The sequence below is a fragment of the Aeromicrobium sp. 10G20-16 genome (assembly GCF_055809665.1).
Genome location: NZ_CM147919.1, coordinates 2,800,468 through 2,818,588, shown reverse-complemented (window position 1 = coordinate 2,818,588; position 18,121 = coordinate 2,800,468). Strand labels below are relative to the sequence as shown.

Here is an 18,121-nt window from a genome sequence, read left to right as displayed (position 1 = left end):
GCAGATGATGCTCTAGTGTTCTCTGCATGACGCAGGTACGGATCTCTGATGCTGCCCGATTCCTGGGGGTCAGCGACGACACGGTGCGGCGCTGGATCGGCGCGGGGGCCCTGAGCGCCAGCGCTGATCCCGGCGGCCGGATGGCCATCGAGGGGCGCGAGCTCGCCGAGTTCGCCAAGGCCCAGGCCGACAGCCCCGACGCGCCCGGCCACAGCTCGGCGCGCAACCGGTTCGTCGGGCTGGTCACCAAGGTCACGGCCGACACGGTGATGGCGCAGGTCGAGCTGCAGTGCGGCCCGTTTCGCGTGGTCTCGCTGATGAGCAGCGAGGCCGTCGACGAGCTCGGACTGGAGCCCGGGTCGATCGCGGCAGCCGTCATCAAGTCCACCAACGTGATCGTCGAGGCGGCCTCGTGAAGCGCCTCGCCGTCGCCCTCGCGCTGCTGCTCGTCGCGGCCTGCGGCAGCCAGCCCGGGTCCCAGCAGACCCTCACCGTCTACGCCGCAGCATCGCTCAAGGACACCTTCACCGAGATCGGCCAGCAGTTCGAGGCCGCGAATCCCGGCGTCACGGTCCGCTTCAACTTCGACGGATCGTCCAACCTCGTGGCGCAGGTCCAGCAGGGTGCGCCGGCCGACGTGTTCGCCTCCGCCGACACCCAGAACATGACCAAGCTGACCGACGACCTCACGACCGCGGGACCACGCGACTTCGCCACGAACGTCCTCGAGATCGTCACGCCCCCGGACAACCCGGCCGGCATCACGTCGCTGGGCGATCTCGCCGACCCGAAGGTCAAGGTCGTGCTCTGCGCGCCCGAGGTGCCCTGCGGCAACGCCTCCGTCGGCGTCGAGAAGGCCGCCGGCATCGACATCACACCGGTCAGCGAGGAGCAGTCGGTGACCGACGTCCTGAACAAGGTCATCACCGGCGAGGCGGACGCCGGGCTGGTCTACGTGACCGACGTGACCAGCGCCGGTTCCAAGGTCAACGGGATCGAGTTTCCCGAAGCTGCTCGGGTCGTCAACACCTATCCGATCGCTCCGCTGACCGACCGCCGGCTGGCGCAGGAGTTCATCGACTTCGTCACCGGCGCCGCCGGCCAGAAGGTGCTGCGCGCTGCCGGGTTCGGGGCCCCGTGACGAGCCAGCTGCCCCGCTGGATCTACCTGCCGGCGGCGGTGGGCGCCCTGTTCGTGCTGCTGCCGCTGGTGGCGATCGCCGCCCGTGTCGACTGGGCCAACTTCATCGGCCTGATCTCGTCGGAGTCGTCGCGCGCGGCGCTGCTGCTGAGCCTGCGCACGTCTGCCGCGTCGACCCTGCTCTGCGTCCTGCTCGGTGTGCCGATGGCCATCGTGCTCGCGCGCACGAGCTTTCGCGGCCAGGGCGTGCTGCGGGCACTGGTGCTGCTGCCGCTCGTGCTGCCGCCGGTCGTCGGCGGCATCGCCCTGCTCTACACGTTCGGTCGTCGCGGCCTGCTGGGCGAGACCCTGCAGGTGCTCGGCCTGCAGATCGCCTTCTCGACCACCGCCGTCGTCATCGCTCAGACCTTCGTGGCCCTCCCCTTCCTGGTCGTGAGCCTCGAGGGCAGCCTGCGCACCGCAGGCGAACGGTACGAGGTGGTGGCTGCGACGCTCGGAGCGAACCCGACCACCGTGCTGCGCCGGGTGACCCTGCCGCTGGTGCTCCCCGGGCTGCTGTCCGGCGCGATCTTGTCGTTCGCCCGCGCCCTCGGCGAGTTCGGAGCGACCATCACGTTCGCCGGCAGCCTGCAGGGCACCACCCGCACGCTGCCGCTGGAGATCTACCTGCAGCGCGAGACCGACCCCGATGCGGCCGTCGCCCTCTCCCTGGTGCTCGTCGTGGTGGCCGTGCTCGTCATCGGACTGGTGCGACGCCCATGAGCCTGACCGCCAGCGCCCGGTTCGCCGACCGCGACCTCGACCTGACCCTCGAGGTGGCCGCCGGCGAGACCGTCGCGATCATCGGCCCCAACGGCGCGGGCAAGTCGTCGCTGCTCGCTGCCATCGCCGGCACGCTGCGTCCTGACGCCGGCGCCGTGACCCTCGATGACGAGACCCTCTTCGACGCGGACCACTGGTTGCCGCCGCACCGGCGCCGCACCGCCCTGCTCGCCCAGGAACCGCTGCTGTTTCCCCACCTGACGGCGCTCGACAACGTGGCGTTCGGGCCTCGGAGCACCGGATCGTCACGGGCATCGGCGCGCGCGACGGCCCGCCGATGGTTGGCCGAGGTCGACGCCGACGACCTGGCCGACCGCCGACCTGCGCAGCTGTCCGGTGGCCAGGCCCAGCGAGTCGCGGTCGCACGTGCCCTGGCCGCCGGACCGCGCCTGCTGATGCTCGACGAGCCCATGGCGGCGCTCGACGTGACAGTGGTGCCGGCGATGCGGCAGATGCTGCGGCGCGTCCTGGCCGACCGCACCGCCGTGATCGTCACCCACGACCCGCTCGACGCGCTGCTGCTCGCCGACCGTGTCGTGGTGGTCGAGGCCGGGCGGGTGGTCGAGGCCGGGCCGACGCGGGAGGTCTTCGCGCGACCGCGGAGTGCCTTCGGTGCGCAGCTGGCCGGTCTCAACCTGGTGCGCGGCACCCACGTCGACGGGGCCGTGCGGGCGGCCGACGGGACCCAGGTCGTCGGGGTCGCCGACGACCTGATCGCCGAGGGTGCGCCGGCCGTCGCGGTGTTCGACCCGAGCGCCGTCGCGGTGTTCCTCGACGCACCACAGGGCAGCCCCCGCAACGCGTTCGCCACCACGGTCGAGCAGCTGGAGCCTCGCGGGTCCCAGGTGCGGGTGCGGGCCGGCGGACTCAACGCCGACGTCACCGCGACCGCCGTGGCCGCACTGGACCTCGCCCCCGGGACGCCGGTGCACTTCGTGGTGAAGGCCTCCGAGGTCGCGATCTACCCCACCTAGACTGCCCCCATGTCGGAGGTGCACCTGCGGCGCCGCGACGACGGGGCGCTCGAGCTGCGGGTCAACGGCGTGTTCGTCATGGACGATCGCGAGACCAGCTCAGAACGCCTGCTGGCGCGGCACGTCACCGACCTCGGTGCGGCCGAGGTGCTGGTCGGCGGCCTCGGGCTCGGCTTCACCCTGCGCGAGCTGCTCGCGCACGACCGCGTCAGCCGCGTGGTGGTGGCCGAGCTGCACCCCGAGATCCTCCAGTGGATGTGCGACGGCACGATTCCGGGCAGAGACCTGCTGGACGACCCGCGCGCCGAGGTCGTCGTGGGCGACGTCCGCGACGTGCTGCGCACCCAGCCGCTCGCCTCGCTCGACGCGATCTGCCTCGACGTCGACAACGGGCCGGACTTCCTGGTGCACGAGCACAACGCCGACCTGTACCAGTCGAGCTTCGTCGCCGACTGCGCCGCGCGGCTGCGCCCCCACGGTCACCTGGCGGTCTGGTCGATGGCGGACTCAGCGCCCCTGCGCGACGCCCTCGGCACCGCCTTCGAGCAGGTGTCGGTCCGCCGCGTGCCGGTGCGCCTGCAGACGCGCGACGAGCACTACTGGGTCCTCACGGGCACCGGTCCCCAGAGCGTCGATACAGTCGCCACATGACCGACAACACCACCGAGTACCGCATCGAGCACGACACCATGGGCGAGGTCAAGGTGCCCGCCGCCGCCCTCTGGCGAGCCCAGACGCAGCGCGCCGTCGAGAACTTCCCGATCTCCGGCACCCCGATCGAGTCCGCCCAGATCCGCGCGCTCGCGCAGATCAAGTCGGCCTGCGCCCGCGCCAACGCCGAGCTCGGCATCCTCGACCAGGACGTCGCCGACGCCATCGTCGCGGCCGCGGCCGAGGTCGCCGCCGGCAACCACGACGACCAGTTCCCCATCGACGTGTTCCAGACCGGGTCCGGAACGTCGAGCAACATGAACACCAACGAGGTGCTCGCCACGCTGGCCTCGAAGTCCCTCGGCAAGGACGTGCACCCCAACGACCACGTCAACGCCAGCCAGTCGTCCAACGACGTGTTCCCGACCTCGATCCACGTGGCCGCCACCGCCTCGGCGATGAACGAGCTGGTCCCGGCCCTCGACCACCTGGCGACGTCCCTCGAGGCCAAGTCGGCCGAGTTCGAGACCGTGGTGAAGTCCGGCCGCACCCACCTGATGGACGCCACGCCGGTGACCCTCGGCCAGGAGTTCGGCGGCTACGCGGCCCAGATCCGCCGCGGCATCGAGCGCGTCGAGGCCTCGCTCCCCCGCACCGCCGAGGTCCCACTCGGTGGCACCGCCGTCGGCACCGGCATCAACACCCCCATCGGCTTCCCGCAGCGCGTCATCGAGCTGCTCGCCGAGGGCACCGGTCTGCCGATCACCGAGGCGGTCGACCACTTCGAGGCGCAGAGCGCCCGCGACGGGCTGGTCGAGATGAGTGGCCAGCTGCGCACCATCGCGGTCAGCCTCACCAAGATCTGCAACGACCTGCGCTGGATGGGCTCCGGACCCCGCACGGGACTCGGCGAGATCAACCTGCCCGACCTGCAGCCCGGCTCGAGCATCATGCCCGGCAAGGTCAACCCGGTGCTGCCCGAGGCCACGCTCATGGTGGCCGCCCAGGTCATCGGCAACGACGCGACCATCGCCACCGCAGGTGCGTCGGGTGTCTTCGAGCTCAACGTGATGCTGCCGGTCATCGGCCGCAACATCCTGGAGTCGATGCGCCTGCTGGCCAATGCGTCGACCGTCCTGGCCGACCGGTGCATCGACGGCATCACCGCCAACACCGAGCGCTGCCTCGAGCTGGCCGAGTCCAGCCCGTCGGTGGTCACGCCGCTCAACCGCCACATCGGGTACGAGAACGCCGCCAAGGTCGCCAAGATCTCGGTCAAGGAGCGCAAGACCATCCGACAGGTCGTCATCGACGAGGGCTACGTGGAGCGCGGTGACATCTCCGAGGCCGACCTCGACAGCGCCCTCGACGTCATGAGCATGACCCACCCGTGAGGAGGACCGCCTGATGGACATCACCGACGTCATCTTGTTCCAGCACCACCAGCAGAGGCGGCTGTTCGCCGTCCTCGACGAGATCGACCGCGACGACACCGACGCCCTGGCCGCCGTGTGGAAGCAGCTCGCGATCCTGCTCGAGGTGCACGCCGAGGCCGAGGAGCGATTCTTCTACCCCGAGGTGCTCAAGGTCGGCCGCGGCGCGGGCGGTGCCGACAGCGCCGCTGACGAGACCGAGGACGCCATCGGCGACCACAACGACATCCGCGACGCGGTCCGTAGGGCCGACGAGGCCGAGGTGGGCACCGACGCATGGTGGACCGCGGTCATCGATGCTCGCCTGGCCAACAGCGATCACATGGCCGAGGAGGAGCGCGAGGACCTCGCCGACGTGCGCCAGCACTCCGACCTGCAGACCCGGCACGACATCGCCGTGAAGTTCCTGGTGTACGAGGCGCAGCACGCCACCGGCATCGAGGCGACCGACCGCGATCCCGACGAGTACGTGGAGTCCGGCGGCGACACCTGAGCGGTCAGCCGGTCGTGGCGGGCTTGCGCACCAGCACGTAGCCGTCGCGATCGAGAACCGGCTCGTAGACCTCGCCGTACTTGTCGAACGCGTACGCACGCACGTCGGCCGGTGAGCCGAAGCCGCCGGCGACGTCGAAGGCGATCCAGTCCGGCGGTGTCTGGCCGGCCCGCGTGGAGCCGAGCCAGTAGACCTGGTGATCAGTGACCAGGTGCGTGATCAGGCCGATGTCGGACTCCACCGAGTCGCCGTCGGGGATCGTGGCGACGATCTCGCGAGCCGTCGCGACCCGTGGCGCCGCCTCGTACGTGGCGGGCTGGAGCAGGCCCGCCAGCGGCGAACCGATGAGGGTGAACGCGCTGACCACCGCTCCGACCGGGACCAACCAGATCAGGGGCCGGTGGCGCCGGATCCCGTCGATCGCCGCGACGAACACGATCGGCATCAGCACCAGCGAGTAGTGGTAGTCGGTGCCCCAGTACGCCGCGTTGTCGCCGGCGAACCGCCACGCCAGCGTCGGCAGCACCAGCAGCGCCCACGGCGAGAACATCGCCGCGAAGCCCGTGATCGCCACGGTGAGCACCGCGGTGCCGACCTTGAGTCCGGGCTGGTCGGTGAAGGTGCGGATGATCCCGCGGTCGCCGCCGAGCGTCGACGCGTAGGCGTAGCCGTCGGTGGCGAAGGCCGGGATGATGACCAGCACCGTGAGCGCGGTGGCGACCAGACCGCCGATCGCGACCGCTCGCCCGACCCGTCGTTGTCCCTCCATGGACAGCACCACACCGACGGCCGCCACGGTGAGCCCGAGGTCCTCCTTGACCAGCAGCAGCGGAAGCGACCAGCCGACGACGGCCCGCCACCGACGATCCACGTACGCCGCACCGGCAAGCGCCAGCAGCGGAGCCGCGAAGGCGACCTCGTGGAAGTTCGCCGCCACGGCCGACTGCAGACCGAACGACACGGCGTACATGACGCCGACCGCGGCGCCCCACCCCGTGCCCAGCACGCGCATGGCCAGGTGGGCGATGACCGCGACGGACACGGCGATCAGCACCACCTGGGCCAGCAGGATCGTCTCCGCTGACGGGAACACCCGGTAGACCGGGGCGATCAGCGCGTCGATCGGCGAGAAGTGGTCGCCGAGGATGTTGTAGCCGCCCGGCCCCTTGATGTCGACGATCGGTGCACCCGGGCGCGCATAGCTCTTGACCGCCTGCTGGAAGATGCCGTTGTCGTAGGACACCGGGACGAACGTGGCGAACTGCACGAGCGCGACCGCGCCGTAGCCGATCGCGGCCAGGGCGCTGATGAGGACGGTGAGGAGAGTCCGCACGGGTCAGGTGAGGTTCTCGCCGCTGACCGGGTCGAACACGTGCACGTGCTCGTGGCGCGCGGCCACCGACAACGGCCGACCCGCGACGATCGAGTTCACCGGAGACAGCTCGGCGGCGACGAAGCTCTGGAACAGGTCGAACTCGACCAGGTCCTCGACCTCGCTGAGCACCTCCTCGACGCCCGGGTCGATGTCGTAGCCGAGGTACGCGAACTGGCTTCGACCGCGCCACTCCACGTCGTCGACCGTCGCCGTGAGACCGAATCCACCGTCCGGGACGTCCGCGGACTCGAACAGGTGCTCCGGACGCACGCCCACCACCACGACGTCACGCCCTGACAGCCGCTGGCGCAGCGCGCCGTCCACGGCGAACGTCCCGACCGGCGTCTCGATGCCCGAGTCGCCCGGGAACCCCGGGATCAGGTTCATCGGCGGCGCGCCGAGGTAGCCGGCGACGAACATGTCCGCGGGCCTCTCGTACAGCTCGCGCGGGGTGCCGACCTGGTGCACGAAGCCCTGGTGCAGCACGGCGACCCGGTCGGCCGACGACAGTGCTTCGTCGACGTTCGAGGTGGTGAGCACGGTGGTGCGACGGCGGTCGGTCTGGAACTGCAGCACCACCGACCGCACGTGGGGGCGCATGCGATCGGACTGGGCGGAGAACGGCTCGTCGAGCAGGTACGCCCGGGCCTCACGCACCAGCGCGCGGCCCGTGGCGACCCGCTGCCGCAGGGCGGGGTCGAGGTCCTCGGGCTGCTCGTCCAGCACGCGGTCGAGGGCCAGGAACTCCGCGACCTCCTCGAGCCGCTCGGCCAGGCCTGCCTTGTCGTAACCACGGCGCAGCGTGGAGGAGAACGCGAGGTTGTCGTAGACGTCGAGGCGCGGGTGCAGGGCGAAGTCGTCGAACACCATGGACAGGTCGCGGGCGCGTGGCGACTCCGCGGTCACGACCTCGTCGTCGACGAGGACGTCACCCTCGGTCGGTTCGTGCAGGCCCACCAGCACGGCCAGCAGCAGCGACTTGCCGGCACCGTGCGGTCCCACCACTGCGAGGGTCGACCCGTCGGGGACCGTGAGGTTGACGTTCTCGAGCAGCGCTCGCCCACCACGACGCACCGTGACGTCCCGCAGTTCGATCGACGCCATGTCAGGGCCTCTCCATCAGGGCGACGATACGTCGCGAGAACACCAGCAGCACCAGCACCGCCGGCAGGATCCACCAGATGCCGACGGCGGCCACCACGGGACTGGAGACCTGACCCTGCCCGGTGAGCACCAGCACCGTGGCCGGCAGCGGTCGGGTGGCGTCGGTCGGGGCCATGCCGAGCCCGAGGGCGACGTCACCGGCGGTCCAGTAGAAGACGATGACGGTGACCAGCAGCACATCGAGGCCGAGGTAGGGCAGGACGAAGCGCCGCACGCGCTGTCGCCGGGTGGCCCCGTCGGCCCGCATCGCCGTGTGCAGCGTCCACGGCGCCCGCCGCACCAGCCGCACGCCGAGCCAGACCGCCAGCGGCAGCGACACCGCGAGTGTCGGCACGACCATCGCCAGACGCGACTGCGACAGGTTCCAGGTCAGGAGCTGGGCCGATGCGGGGGCGGCGAGCACGAGCGTGGGCAGCACGAGTGCGACCACGAAGGCGCCGTAGACGACTCGGCGTCCGCGCCCCACGTGCCGCACCAGTCCGATCGCCGCCGGGACCGCCAGCGCCATCGCGATCACGGTGGCCAGCCCGGCCACCAGCGCCGTGGTGCCGGCGGCTCCCACCAGCTCGTCGGAGCGCCACGCGTCGGTGAAGGCCGACCACGAGACACCGGCCGGCAGCAACGAGGAGCGGGTCGTGTCAGGGGGCGTGGTGGCGACGCTGACCAGCCACAGCAGCGGAACGATGGTGAACACGGCGAACAGCTCGGTACCGAGGATGGCCCAGATCGAGAACGATCGCCGCGAGTCGGCCGCGAGGACGCCGAACACCCCCGTGGCCATCAGCACCGCCGAGGCGCCGACCCAGAACCACACGTCGGGTCGCGGCACGCTGAAGACGCCGTAGTTGGCAGCGCCGAAGCCGAGCAGGAAGGTGAACGCCGACGCCGTGAGCCGGGACCGGATCGACGGGATGCGCGTGTCGACGAGGGACGTCACAGGGCCCACCTCCGGACCCGCAGGAGCGGCACCAGCAGCATCGTGAGGACGACACCGACGAGCAGCAGGACGATCGACATCGCGGCGCCCAGCCCCAGCTCGAAGTCGGTGAACTGGGTGTTCCACAGCAGCACGTTGACCGGCTGCAGCGAGGTGTCGTCGCGATCGACCAGCAGCGGGCCGTCGAGCACCCGGAACGTGTCGAGCACCCGGAAGACGGTGATCGCGGCCAGTGCCGGACCGATCGACGGCAGGACCACCCGACGCCAGCGCTGCAGCGCCGAGGCGCCGTCGGCCGTGGCGGCGGCCAGCAACGACGGCGACACCCTCGACAGGGCGACGGCGACCACGACCACGACCAGTCCGGTGCCGCGCCACACCTCCGCGACGCTGACGGCGGCCAGGGAGCCAGTCGCGCTGTCGGCTCTGCCGAACCACTGTGCGACGAAGCCGGTGGTCGCGGCGTCACGCCACACCACCACCGAGACCACGGACAGAGCCGCCAGCGGCAGCAGCACGACGACCCTCGCCACCGGCCAGACCTGGGTCCAGCGGCCGAGAGCGGAACCGAGGACGACACCGAGCAGCAGCTGCACCAGCACCACCGCCGCGACGACCACGAGCGTGGTGGCGACCGCCAACCACCACTGGCGGCTGGTCACCACGCTGGCGTAGGCCTCGAAGCCGACCGACGTGCTTCCCGTGGTGAGACCGGACCGGTGCAGGGAGGTCCAGACCGCCCGACCGATCGGGACGAGGGTGACCAGGACGAGCACCAGCAACGCCGGCACGACCCAGCTCCACGCCGCGAGCGTCGCACGATTGACCGCGGGGCGCTTCACGGCAGCTCACCGTCGATCGCTGCCGTGGCCGCCCGCTGCGACTCCTGCGGGGTGCGGTCGGCCGTGACGTCGGCGATCGGCGACCACGTGGCGTCGATCGCGCGACGGATCGCGGTCCAGTACGCCGTGGACGGCACGGGGCGAGCCGTCGTCAGCGCCTGCTGCACGGCGGTCGCGGTGGACGAGGCCTCGGCCAGCGTCGCGTCGTCGTACGTGGCCGCGCGGGCGGCGCCATGACCCGTGTCGACCACGAGCCTGCGCTGCTGCGTCGGGGAGAGCAGGCAGGTGACGAGATCGGCCGCCGCGGAGGCATCGGCGGCGTCGCGCGCGATCGCCAGCGAGATCCCGGCGCCGGGCGCGGGGGCGGGAGCAGCGACCCCGGACGTCGTCGTGGGGCCGGTGATCGTGGGATAGGCCGCGACCCCGAGCTCGCCGGCGACCTGCTGCATCGAGTCGGCCGAGATCGCCGAGCTGGGCGCCAGCAGGAATCCGCCGCCGTCGCCGGCGAACCGGTCGACCGCATCCGCGCTCGGTCCGGGCCCGACCTGGGACTCGCGATAGAACTCCACGATCGACGCGGCACCACGTCCCGCCGCGGAGTCGAGATCGACCGAGGTGCTGTCACCGTCGCCGCTCACGAGCGTGCCGCCGCCCGCCGCGACGAGCGCGGCCACCCACTCCGAGGTGCCCGCGCCGTCGGCGTCCTCGATCTGCACCGGGACGCGGAGGCGGTCGGCGCCGGCGATCAGGTCCTCCCACGCGATGGGCTTGGTCACGTCGAGTCCGGCGCGCTCGGCCGTCACGCCTCGGAACCACAGCAGCTGCGGATCGAACCACCACGGTGCAGCCACCAGCACGCCGTCCACCGACGAGGCCTCCAGCGCCCCCGGCACGACACCCGTGCCCCACGCCTGGCGCTGGGCCGACGACAACGGCGCGAGGAATCCGGCTCCGGCCATCTCGGCGACGAACGCGGTGTCGAGGCTCACGACGTCGACGGTGTCGTTGGCACCGGACAGTCGTCGGACCAGCTCGGTGTGCCGGTCGTCGACTCCGGCGGGCAACAGGTGCAGCCGCACCGTGTAGGCGCCGCCGCTCGCGGCGGCACACGCGTCGGCGAGGACCCCTTGGTCGTCACGGCCGGGCACCGTGTACCAGTCGACCACCGTGCCCGAGGGGGCCTCGTCGGCACCGCACGCCGCCACGGCGAGCAGCAGGGCAGACGCCAGCGCGCCACGCACGCCCCCTCCGCCCATCAACGCCACGGGGAAACCATGCCACGTCCGGCGGCCATCGCGTCGATGGCCAGCCGGTCAGAGCGTGACGTCCTCCAACATCTCGGTGACCAGCGCCGCGACCGGGGAGCGCTCCGACCGGGTGAGGGTGACGTGGGCGAACAACGGGTGGCCCTTGAGCTTCTCCACCACGGCGACCACACCGTCGTGGCGGCCGACCCGCAGGTTGTCGCGCTGGGCGACGTCGTGGGTGAGCACCACCTTGGAGTTCGCGCCGATGCGCGACAGCACCGTCAGCAGGACGTTGCGCTCCAGGGACTGCGCCTCGTCGACGATCACGAACGAGTCGTGCAGCGAGCGGCCGCGGATGTGGGTCAACGGCAGCACCTCGAGCATGCCGCGATCGAGGATCTCCTCCACCACCGCAGGCGAGGCCACCGCGCCGAGCGTGTCGAAGACCGCCTGGCCCCACGGGCCCATCTTCTCGGACTCGCTGCCCGGCAGGTAGCCGAGCTCCTGCCCGCCGACGGCGTACAGCGGTCGGAAGATGACCACCTTCTTGTGCTGACCGCGCTCCATGGTGGCCTCGAGGCCCGCGCACAGCGCCATGGCGGACTTGCCGGTGCCGGCACGACCGCCGAGCGAGACGATGCCGATGTCGGGATCGAGCAGCAGGTCGAGCGCGACGCGCTGCTCGGCCGAGCGGCCATGGATGCCGAAGGCCTCGCGGTCACCGCGGATCAGCTGGATCTGCTTGTCGGCCGTGACCCGGCCGAGTCCGCTGCCCTTGTCGGACACCAGCACCAGTCCGGTGTGGCACGGCAGGTCGCCCACACCCGGGACGTCCAGCTCCAGCAGGTCGAGCGTCCCGGTCTCGTAGAGGGTGTCGAGGTCGGCGCTGTCGATCTCCAGCTCGTGCATGCCGGTCCAGCCGGACTCCTGCGCCAGCTCGGCCCGGTACTCCTGCGCCACGAGTCCGACGGCCGACGCCTTGACCCGCATGGGCAGGTCCTTGGACACGATCGTGACGTCGTGGCCCTCGTTGGCGAGGTTGCGGGCCACCGACAGGATGCGCGTGTCGTTGTCGCCCAGCCGGAAGCCGGACGGCAGCGAGGACGGATCGGTGTGGTTGAGCTCGACCCGGACCGTGCCGCCCTCGTCACCGATCGGCAGGGGGACGTCGAGGGTGCCGTGCACGACCCGCAGGTCGTCGAGGAAGCGCAGGGCGCTGCGAGCGAAGTAGCCGAGCTCGGGATCGTGGCGCTTGCCCTCCAGCTCGGTGATGACCACCACCGGGATGACGACCTCGTGCTCGTGGAACCTCAGCACCGCGTTCGGGTCGGCCAGCAGCACGCTGGTGTCGAGGACGTACGTCCGACGAACAGTGGTGCCTTCGGGGCTCGTGCGCTTCTGAGCAGCCACAGCTGCCTCCTCAGCGAACCGCACGCGCTCCCTGCGCCGGTCGCATCTACTCGATGAAGTGGACCCGGCGGGTGATGTCAGGGGGCGGCATCAGCACTCTTGAAACGTATGCCTGACCCGTCGCCGATCGTCGGCGACACGCCCGAGCCCGTGTGACGCCCAGATGAACTCTGTGGACCCTCAACGCGTCCGTGCGGCTCACCGGGTGCGATCGCGCGAGCGACCCTAGGCTGGCGGCCATGAAGCGCTTCGCCGTCGTCGCTGCCGTGGCTGCCGTCTGCCTGTCCGCGTGCTCCAGCGGCGAGAGCCAGATCGTCGACGCCCCGAGCATTCCCCCGACCGCGGCTGCCCCGACGGCTGCACCGACAGCAGCCGAGACCACGGACGGCGATGCCGGGGACACGCTCGGCATCGTCCGCAGCGAGGTCAACGAGGTGGCGCCCCGCCTGGAGAGCTTCTACCGCGGCTCCCCGTACCCGCAGACGCTCGCCGAGGCCCAGACGTCGCTGAAGGCTGCCGGCATCACGCTGGCCCCGGGCAACAGCATCGGCGGATATCTGTACGACGCGAACGCCACCGAGTTCCGCCTGTGCATCGAGAACGAGTCGGGCGCCTGGGCCACCTACGACACCGGACCCATGACCGGCGGAGCCAGCGGCGCCGACGGCGGCTGCCCCGCGAAGTTGTAGGACCGCCCGCTCGCCAGGGAGGCCGAGGCGGGCCACGCATGCGCGCTCGCCCCAGCCCCCGACCTCACCAGCGCCTCGCGTCCGGGCGGCTCTGAGCGCCGCTCGCCAGGGAGGCCGCCAGCGGCCGACCGTGAGGGAGCGAGGAACGAGCGACCGAGGCGGGCCACGCGTGCGCGCTCGCCCAAGCCCCCGACCTCACCAGCGCCTCGCGTCCGGGCGGCTCTGAGCGCCGCTCAGGTCCCAAACCGGCGGTCGCGGGCGGCGTAGGAGCGCATGGCACGCAGCAGGTCGACGCGGCGGAACGCGGGCCACAGGGCGTCGCAGAAGTAGAACTCCGAGTGCACGCTCTGCCACAGCAGGAAGCCGGAGAGCCGCTGCTCGCCGGACGTGCGGATCACCAGGTCGGGATCGGGCTGGCCCTTGGTGTAGAGGTGCTCGGCGATGTCGTCGACCTCCAGCGTGGCCGCGACGTCCTCGAGGCTGCGTCCCCTGGCTGCCTGCTCCAGCAGCAGCGACCGCATCGCGTCGGTGAGCTCCTGGCGTCCGCCGTAGCCGACGCAGATGTTGACCTTCATCTCCGCGCCGTGCTCGACCGATCGGTCGGCCGCGGCCTTCAGTCGGCCCGCGCCATCGGCCGGCAGCAGGTCGAGACTGCCCAGCAGGTTTACCTGCCAGCGTCCGTCCGCGGCGAGCCGGTCGACCATGTCCTCGACCGCCGCCATGATGCTGGCGACCTCGGCGGCATCGCGCTGCAGGTTGTCGGTCGAGAGCACCCAGAAGGTGACCGTGCCGACACCGAGCTCGTGGCACCACTCGAGGAACTCGTCGACCTTCGCGGCCCCGGCCTGGTAGCCGGACTCCAGGTCGCGCCGCGCGTCCTTGGCCCAGCGGCGGTTGCCGTCGACGATCGCGCCAACGTGTCGCGGAAGACGGTCGGCGTCGAGGGATCGAGCGAGTCTGCGCTCGTACGCGCCGTACAGGACGTCGCTGACTGCCATGGGGCTAATGTAAACGCATGGCCGACCCCGGTACCGACACCCTCGTCGACGAGGTCGGCGCGCGGGTGCGCGGCACCGTCGACGAGATCAAGCCCAAGCTGCGCGGCTGGCTGCACGCGGCCACGCTCCCCCTGGCGTTCTTCGCGTTCCTCGTGATGATGGTGATCGCCAACGACGTCAAGGTGCGGTTCGCCGTGGCGGTGTTCATGGTGCAGCTCGATGCTGCTGTTCGGCGTGTCGGCCACGTACCACACGGGTTCGTGGTCGATCCGCATGCGCGCGTTCTGGAAACGCTTCGACCACGCCAACATCTTCTTGCTGATCGCCGGCTCCTACACGCCGTTCACCGTCCTGCTGCTGAGCACCGAGCACGCCATCATCATGCTGTCGCTGGTGTGGGGCGGCGCCATCGCCGGCGTGCTGTTCAAGATGTTCTGGATCGGCGCCCCGCGGTGGCTGTACGTGCCGCTGTACCTGCTGCTCGGCTGGGCCGCGGTGCTGTACTTCCCCGAGTTCGCCGAGAACGCGTCCACGGCCGTGCTGGTGCTGCTGATCGTCGGCGGCGCGCTGTACACGGTGGGCGCCCTCGTCTACGGCTTCAAGTGGCCCAACCCGTCACCCAAGTACTTCGGCTTCCACGAGGTCTTCCACGCCTTCACCATCGCGGCGTTCATCGTGCACTACGTCGGCGTCAGCCTGCTGGCCTACCAGCAGCGCTGACCTTCGACGGATCGGTCACGGGAAGACGGCACACGAAGCCCTCGCACACGTAGGCCGCGGCGTGATCGTCTACCAGTGTGCGGTCGGCGAACAACGGGACGTCCAGTCCCACGTCGCCGGCGACCACCACCGCGCCGGGTGACGTGAGCCCGAGGGCGGCCCGGTGCAGGTCGTGGCGGTCCTCGCGGTCGCCCACCACCGCCACCTGCAGCGGGCCGGCGACCAGCGCCTCGGCAGCCGCCAGGGTCCACCCGGCGAACCGTGGCACACCCGTGGCGAGCGTCGCCGCTGCCTGGACGGCCTGCTCGGCCGCCTCGCGGTAACGGTGCTCGCCGGTGACGGCGGCGAACCCGATCAGGGCGTGCACGACGGCGGAGGTGCCGGACGGGTAGGCGTTGTCGGACTCGTCGCGAGGCCGCACGATGAGGGCTTCGGCGTCGGCGGCGGTGTCGAAGAACCGACCGTCGGGCGCGGCGAACTGCTCGAGCGCGCGATCCAGCAGCACCCGAGCGCGGTCCAGCCAGACCGCGTCGCCGGTGACGCCGAGCACGGCGACGAAGGCTTCGGCCACCGCTCCGTGGTCCTCCAGCACCGCGGAGTTCGCCCCGGCCACACCGTCACGCGACGTGCGCGCGAAACCCGGGCCGTCGGTGGCGTGAACTCGGACCAGCAGCTCGGCAGCCTCGACGGCCGCCGCCAGGAAGTCGGGTTCGTCGAGCAGCACGCCGGCCTCGGCGAGCGCCGTGATCGCCAGCCCGTTCCACGACGCCACGACCTTGTCGTCGCGGGCGGGCCGCGCGCGTGCGGCCCGCGACGCCAGCAGTCGTGACCGGACGTCGGCCCACCGCTCGGCGTCGTCGGGGTCCTCGCGCAGCTGCAGGGTGGAGAACCCGCGCTCGAAGGTGCCCGGCCCGGTGACGCCCAGCAGCTGCGTGGCCCAGGCGCCGTCCGCGACGCCGAGCACCTGCATGAGCTGGTGGGGGTTCCAGGCGTAGTACGCCCCCTCGTGCACCGCGCCGGAGGGGTCGGGGCTGTCGGCGTCGAGCGCCGAGGCGAAGCCGCCCTCGGGCGTGCGCAGCTCGTCGAGCAGGAAGCGGCCGGTCTCGCGGGCGACGCGCTCGGCCAGCGCGGACCCGCTCTGACGCCACCAGTGCAGGTACACGCGCAGCAGCTGCGCGTTGTCGTAGAGCATCTTCTCGAAGTGCGGCACCCGCCAGAACCGGTCGACCGAGTAGCGCGCGAAGCCGCCGGACAGCTGGTCGTACATGCCGCCGCGGGCCATCGCCTCGCAGGTGCCCGCCACGAGGTCGAGCGAGCCACCGGTGCGATCTGCCTGCCGCAGCAGGAACTCCAGCACCATGGACGGCGGGAACTTGGGACTCGTGCCGAAACCGCCGGCGTCGTGGTCATACGTCGACGCGAGCGTGGCCGCAGCGGCGTCGAGGTCGGCCGGTGTCAGCGGCGCTCCCCCGACGTCGATCGACTCACCGAGGTGCTGCAGAACCTCTCGGCCGACCTTCTCGACGTCGCCGCGCTTGGTGGTCCACGCGTCGACCAGCGCCTGCAGCACCTGCGTGAAGGCAGGCTGACCCTGGCGCGGCTCGGGCGGAAAGTAGGTGCCGGCGAAGAACGGCTCGCCGGCCGGCGTGAGCACGCACGTCATCGGCCACCCGCCCTGGCCGGTCATGGCGGTGGTCGCCGACATGTAGACGGCGTCGACGTCGGGACGCTCCTCGCGGTCGACCTTGATGTTGACGAAGTGGTCGTTCATGTACGCCGCCGTGGCCGGGTCCTCGAACGACTCGTGCGCCATCACGTGGCACCAGTGGCACGCCGCGTACCCGACGCTCAGCAGGATCGGCCGGTCCAGCTCCTGCGCCAGCGCCAGCGCCTCCGGGCCCCACTCCCACCAGTCGACCGGGTTGTCCGCGTGCTGCAGCAGGTACGGACTGGTGGCCGAGGCGAGGCGGTTGGTCACGCGGTCAGCCTAGGCTGACCGCCATGAACCCCGTCCGTCGCGCGATGGCGCAGGCCGCCACGTTGATCGCGGCCCTCGCGATCGGCGTCGGCTTCGTCGGCTACTTCGTCGTGTTCCTGTTCGCGTACGGCTTCCGCGACACCGTCGGCGTCGCGGAGCACGTCGCCTTCCTGGTCGGCATCGCCGTCATCGCCGTCGGGGTCGGACTGGTGGGTGCGGCGATCTCGGCCAACGTGTTCAAGCGCCGGTGGCGTGAGGTTCTCGGTTGGAGCCTCGGCGTCTCCTTCGCCCTCAACTTCGCCGTCGTCGGAGCCGGCAGCATCGTCAGCGCCACCCACAAGGACGACGGCTCGGTGTCCGCCGACTTCTCGACGACCACCGACGTGCTGGTGGCCGCCGGCCTGTTCGGCGTGGCCGCGATCGCGGCGGTGACCGCCTTCGTCCTGCGTCCGCGCCAGGTCAGGTAGCCGGCGACTCGCGGGACTCCTCGACCTTCTTCGGCACGCGGAGCAGCCGGATGCCGGTCACCAGACCGATGCCACCGACCATGTTGCCGAGCAGGGCCCACCCGACCGCGCCGGCGAACGCACCCAGTCCGACGTCGGCGCCACCGATCATCGCGCCCATCATGAACAGCGCGTCGAGCACGCAGTGGAACAGCTCGGCTCCGGCCAGCAGCGAGCCGAACAAGATGGCCGGCACGATCTGCACGCCGAGGTTGTCGGTGGCGTGCTGCATGCGGGTCATGAGCGTGATCACGGCGCCGGCCAGCACGGCCAGCGCGAAGCTGCGCGGCGTGGCACCCAGCTCGGCGTAGTGGGTGCCCACCTCGACCACGGTGGGTTTCAGGTCGGGACGCGCCGTCAGCATGATCCACATGATCAGCAGACCGCCGACGAGGTTGCTCGCGAGACTGACGACCCACAGCCGCACCAGCGCCGAGACCGTGCCGCTGCGGGCGATGACCGCGGTCACCGGCACGAGGAAGTTCTCGGTGAACAGCTCGCTGTGCGCCAGCAGCAGCCCGACGAAGCCGATCGAGAACGCGATGCCGGCCAGCACGGTGCTGCCGGTCGCCTCCTTGACCACGAAATAGGCCAGCACGCCGAATCCGACGTCGATGCCGCCGAGCAGGCCGGTGGAGATCAGTGCCGGAAGCGGGCGTTCGAGGCGCTCGACGCCTTCGTCGACCAGCCGGTCGAACGCCTCCTCGACCTCGGGCTCGGGACGTTCGGGGTTGGTCTCCAT

The 18,121-nt window shown here is 71.2% G+C and carries 19 protein-coding genes; 10 read left to right on the top strand and 9 right to left on the bottom strand.

Features of this window, described 5'->3' with window-relative positions:
- Nucleotides 1–26 precede the first annotated feature (26 nt).
- From AC0L5F_RS14425 to AC0L5F_RS14395, 7 genes are read left to right on the top strand one after another with little or no spacing between them, the layout of a single operon-like run.
- The gene (locus AC0L5F_RS14425) at nt 27–416 is read left to right on the top strand and encodes a TOBE domain-containing protein (protein WP_473314103.1); all 390 of its coding nucleotides are present in this window, start codon (nt 27–29) and stop codon (nt 414–416) included.
- Nucleotides 413–1,141: a molybdate ABC transporter substrate-binding protein gene (gene modA / locus AC0L5F_RS14420; RefSeq protein WP_473314102.1), complete on the top strand. Its 729-nt coding sequence runs from the start codon at nt 413–415 to the stop codon at nt 1,139–1,141. Before AC0L5F_RS14425 ends, modA begins: the two co-directional genes overlap by 4 nt.
- Nucleotides 1,138–1,902: an ABC transporter permease gene (locus AC0L5F_RS14415; protein ID WP_473314101.1), complete on the top strand. Its 765-nt coding sequence runs from the start codon at nt 1,138–1,140 to the stop codon at nt 1,900–1,902. Before modA ends, AC0L5F_RS14415 begins: the two co-directional genes overlap by 4 nt.
- Nucleotides 1,899–2,936, top strand: a complete 1,038-nt coding sequence (locus tag AC0L5F_RS14410) for a sulfate/molybdate ABC transporter ATP-binding protein (RefSeq protein ID WP_473314099.1) — start codon at nt 1,899–1,901, stop codon at nt 2,934–2,936. Before AC0L5F_RS14415 ends, AC0L5F_RS14410 begins: the two co-directional genes overlap by 4 nt.
- 9 nt (nt 2,937–2,945) lie before the next feature.
- Nucleotides 2,946–3,587: a spermidine synthase gene (locus AC0L5F_RS14405; protein WP_473314098.1), complete on the top strand. Its 642-nt coding sequence runs from the start codon at nt 2,946–2,948 to the stop codon at nt 3,585–3,587.
- On the top strand, nt 3,584–4,981 hold the full coding sequence (locus tag AC0L5F_RS14400) for a class II fumarate hydratase (RefSeq protein WP_473314097.1): 1,398 nt from the start codon (nt 3,584–3,586) through the stop codon (nt 4,979–4,981). The genes AC0L5F_RS14405 and AC0L5F_RS14400 overlap by 4 nt, the downstream gene beginning before the upstream one ends.
- A gap of 13 nt (nt 4,982–4,994) precedes the next feature.
- The gene (locus tag AC0L5F_RS14395; RefSeq protein WP_473314096.1) at nt 4,995–5,513 is read left to right on the top strand and encodes a hemerythrin domain-containing protein; all 519 of its coding nucleotides are present in this window, start codon (nt 4,995–4,997) and stop codon (nt 5,511–5,513) included.
- Between the two features lie 4 nt (nt 5,514–5,517).
- Here AC0L5F_RS14395 and AC0L5F_RS14390 read toward each other — a convergent pair whose 3' ends face one another.
- Genes AC0L5F_RS14390 through AC0L5F_RS14365 form a run of 6 tightly spaced genes read right to left on the bottom strand, consistent with a single transcriptional unit; the run spans nt 5,518 to nt 12,488 of the window.
- Complete coding sequence (locus tag AC0L5F_RS14390) at nt 5,518–6,846, bottom strand: DUF2079 domain-containing protein (protein WP_473314094.1); 1,329 nt, start codon at nt 6,844–6,846, stop codon at nt 5,518–5,520.
- A gap of 3 nt (nt 6,847–6,849) precedes the next feature.
- A complete protein-coding gene (locus AC0L5F_RS14385) occupies nt 6,850–7,992 on the bottom strand; it encodes an ABC transporter ATP-binding protein (RefSeq protein WP_473314093.1) in 1,143 nt (380 codons plus the stop codon).
- Nucleotide 7,993: 1 nt separating this feature from the next.
- Nucleotides 7,994–8,989, bottom strand: coding sequence for a carbohydrate ABC transporter permease (locus tag AC0L5F_RS14380; RefSeq protein ID WP_473314092.1), 996 nt, complete (start codon nt 8,987–8,989; stop codon nt 7,994–7,996).
- The gene (locus AC0L5F_RS14375) at nt 8,986–9,831 is read right to left on the bottom strand and encodes an ABC transporter permease subunit (protein ID WP_473314091.1); all 846 of its coding nucleotides are present in this window, start codon (nt 9,829–9,831) and stop codon (nt 8,986–8,988) included. Before AC0L5F_RS14375 ends, AC0L5F_RS14380 begins: the two co-directional genes overlap by 4 nt.
- Nucleotides 9,828–11,087 (bottom strand): extracellular solute-binding protein, encoded by a 1,260-nt coding sequence (locus tag AC0L5F_RS14370; RefSeq protein ID WP_473316200.1) that lies wholly within the window; start codon nt 11,085–11,087, stop codon nt 9,828–9,830. The genes AC0L5F_RS14375 and AC0L5F_RS14370 overlap by 4 nt, the downstream gene beginning before the upstream one ends.
- Before the next feature lie 57 nt (nt 11,088–11,144).
- Nucleotides 11,145–12,488, bottom strand: a complete 1,344-nt coding sequence (locus AC0L5F_RS14365; protein ID WP_473314090.1) for a PhoH family protein — start codon at nt 12,486–12,488, stop codon at nt 11,145–11,147.
- Between the two features lie 239 nt (nt 12,489–12,727).
- On the opposite strand from AC0L5F_RS14365, the gene AC0L5F_RS14360 reads away from it, so the two are divergent.
- Nucleotides 12,728–13,177 carry a hypothetical protein gene (locus AC0L5F_RS14360; RefSeq protein WP_473314089.1) on the top strand — a complete coding sequence of 150 codons (450 nt, stop codon included), beginning with the start codon at nt 12,728–12,730 and terminating at the stop codon, nt 13,175–13,177.
- A 233-nt stretch (nt 13,178–13,410) separates the two neighbouring features.
- Here the strand turns inward: AC0L5F_RS14360 and AC0L5F_RS14355 are convergent, their stop codons facing one another.
- Nucleotides 13,411–14,175, bottom strand: coding sequence for an isoprenyl transferase (locus tag AC0L5F_RS14355; RefSeq protein ID WP_473314088.1), 765 nt, complete (start codon nt 14,173–14,175; stop codon nt 13,411–13,413).
- A gap of 219 nt (nt 14,176–14,394) precedes the next feature.
- Here AC0L5F_RS14355 and trhA point away from each other — a divergent pair, with 219 nt between their 5' ends.
- Nucleotides 14,395–14,895, top strand: coding sequence for a PAQR family membrane homeostasis protein TrhA (gene trhA, locus AC0L5F_RS14350; protein WP_473314087.1), 501 nt, complete (start codon nt 14,395–14,397; stop codon nt 14,893–14,895).
- Here the strand turns inward: trhA and AC0L5F_RS14345 are convergent.
- The gene (locus tag AC0L5F_RS14345) at nt 14,867–16,873 is read right to left on the bottom strand and encodes a thioredoxin domain-containing protein (protein ID WP_473314086.1); all 2,007 of its coding nucleotides are present in this window, start codon (nt 16,871–16,873) and stop codon (nt 14,867–14,869) included. The genes trhA and AC0L5F_RS14345 overlap by 29 nt on opposite strands.
- A gap of 23 nt (nt 16,874–16,896) precedes the next feature.
- On the opposite strand from AC0L5F_RS14345, the gene AC0L5F_RS14340 reads away from it, so the two are divergent.
- On the top strand, nt 16,897–17,340 hold the full coding sequence (locus tag AC0L5F_RS14340) for a hypothetical protein (RefSeq protein WP_473314084.1): 444 nt from the start codon (nt 16,897–16,899) through the stop codon (nt 17,338–17,340).
- Here AC0L5F_RS14340 and AC0L5F_RS14335 read toward each other — a convergent pair.
- Nucleotides 17,333–18,121 (bottom strand): formate/nitrite transporter family protein, encoded by a 789-nt coding sequence (locus AC0L5F_RS14335; RefSeq protein WP_473314083.1) that lies wholly within the window; start codon nt 18,119–18,121, stop codon nt 17,333–17,335. The two genes, AC0L5F_RS14340 and AC0L5F_RS14335, sit on opposite strands and share 8 nt — an antisense overlap.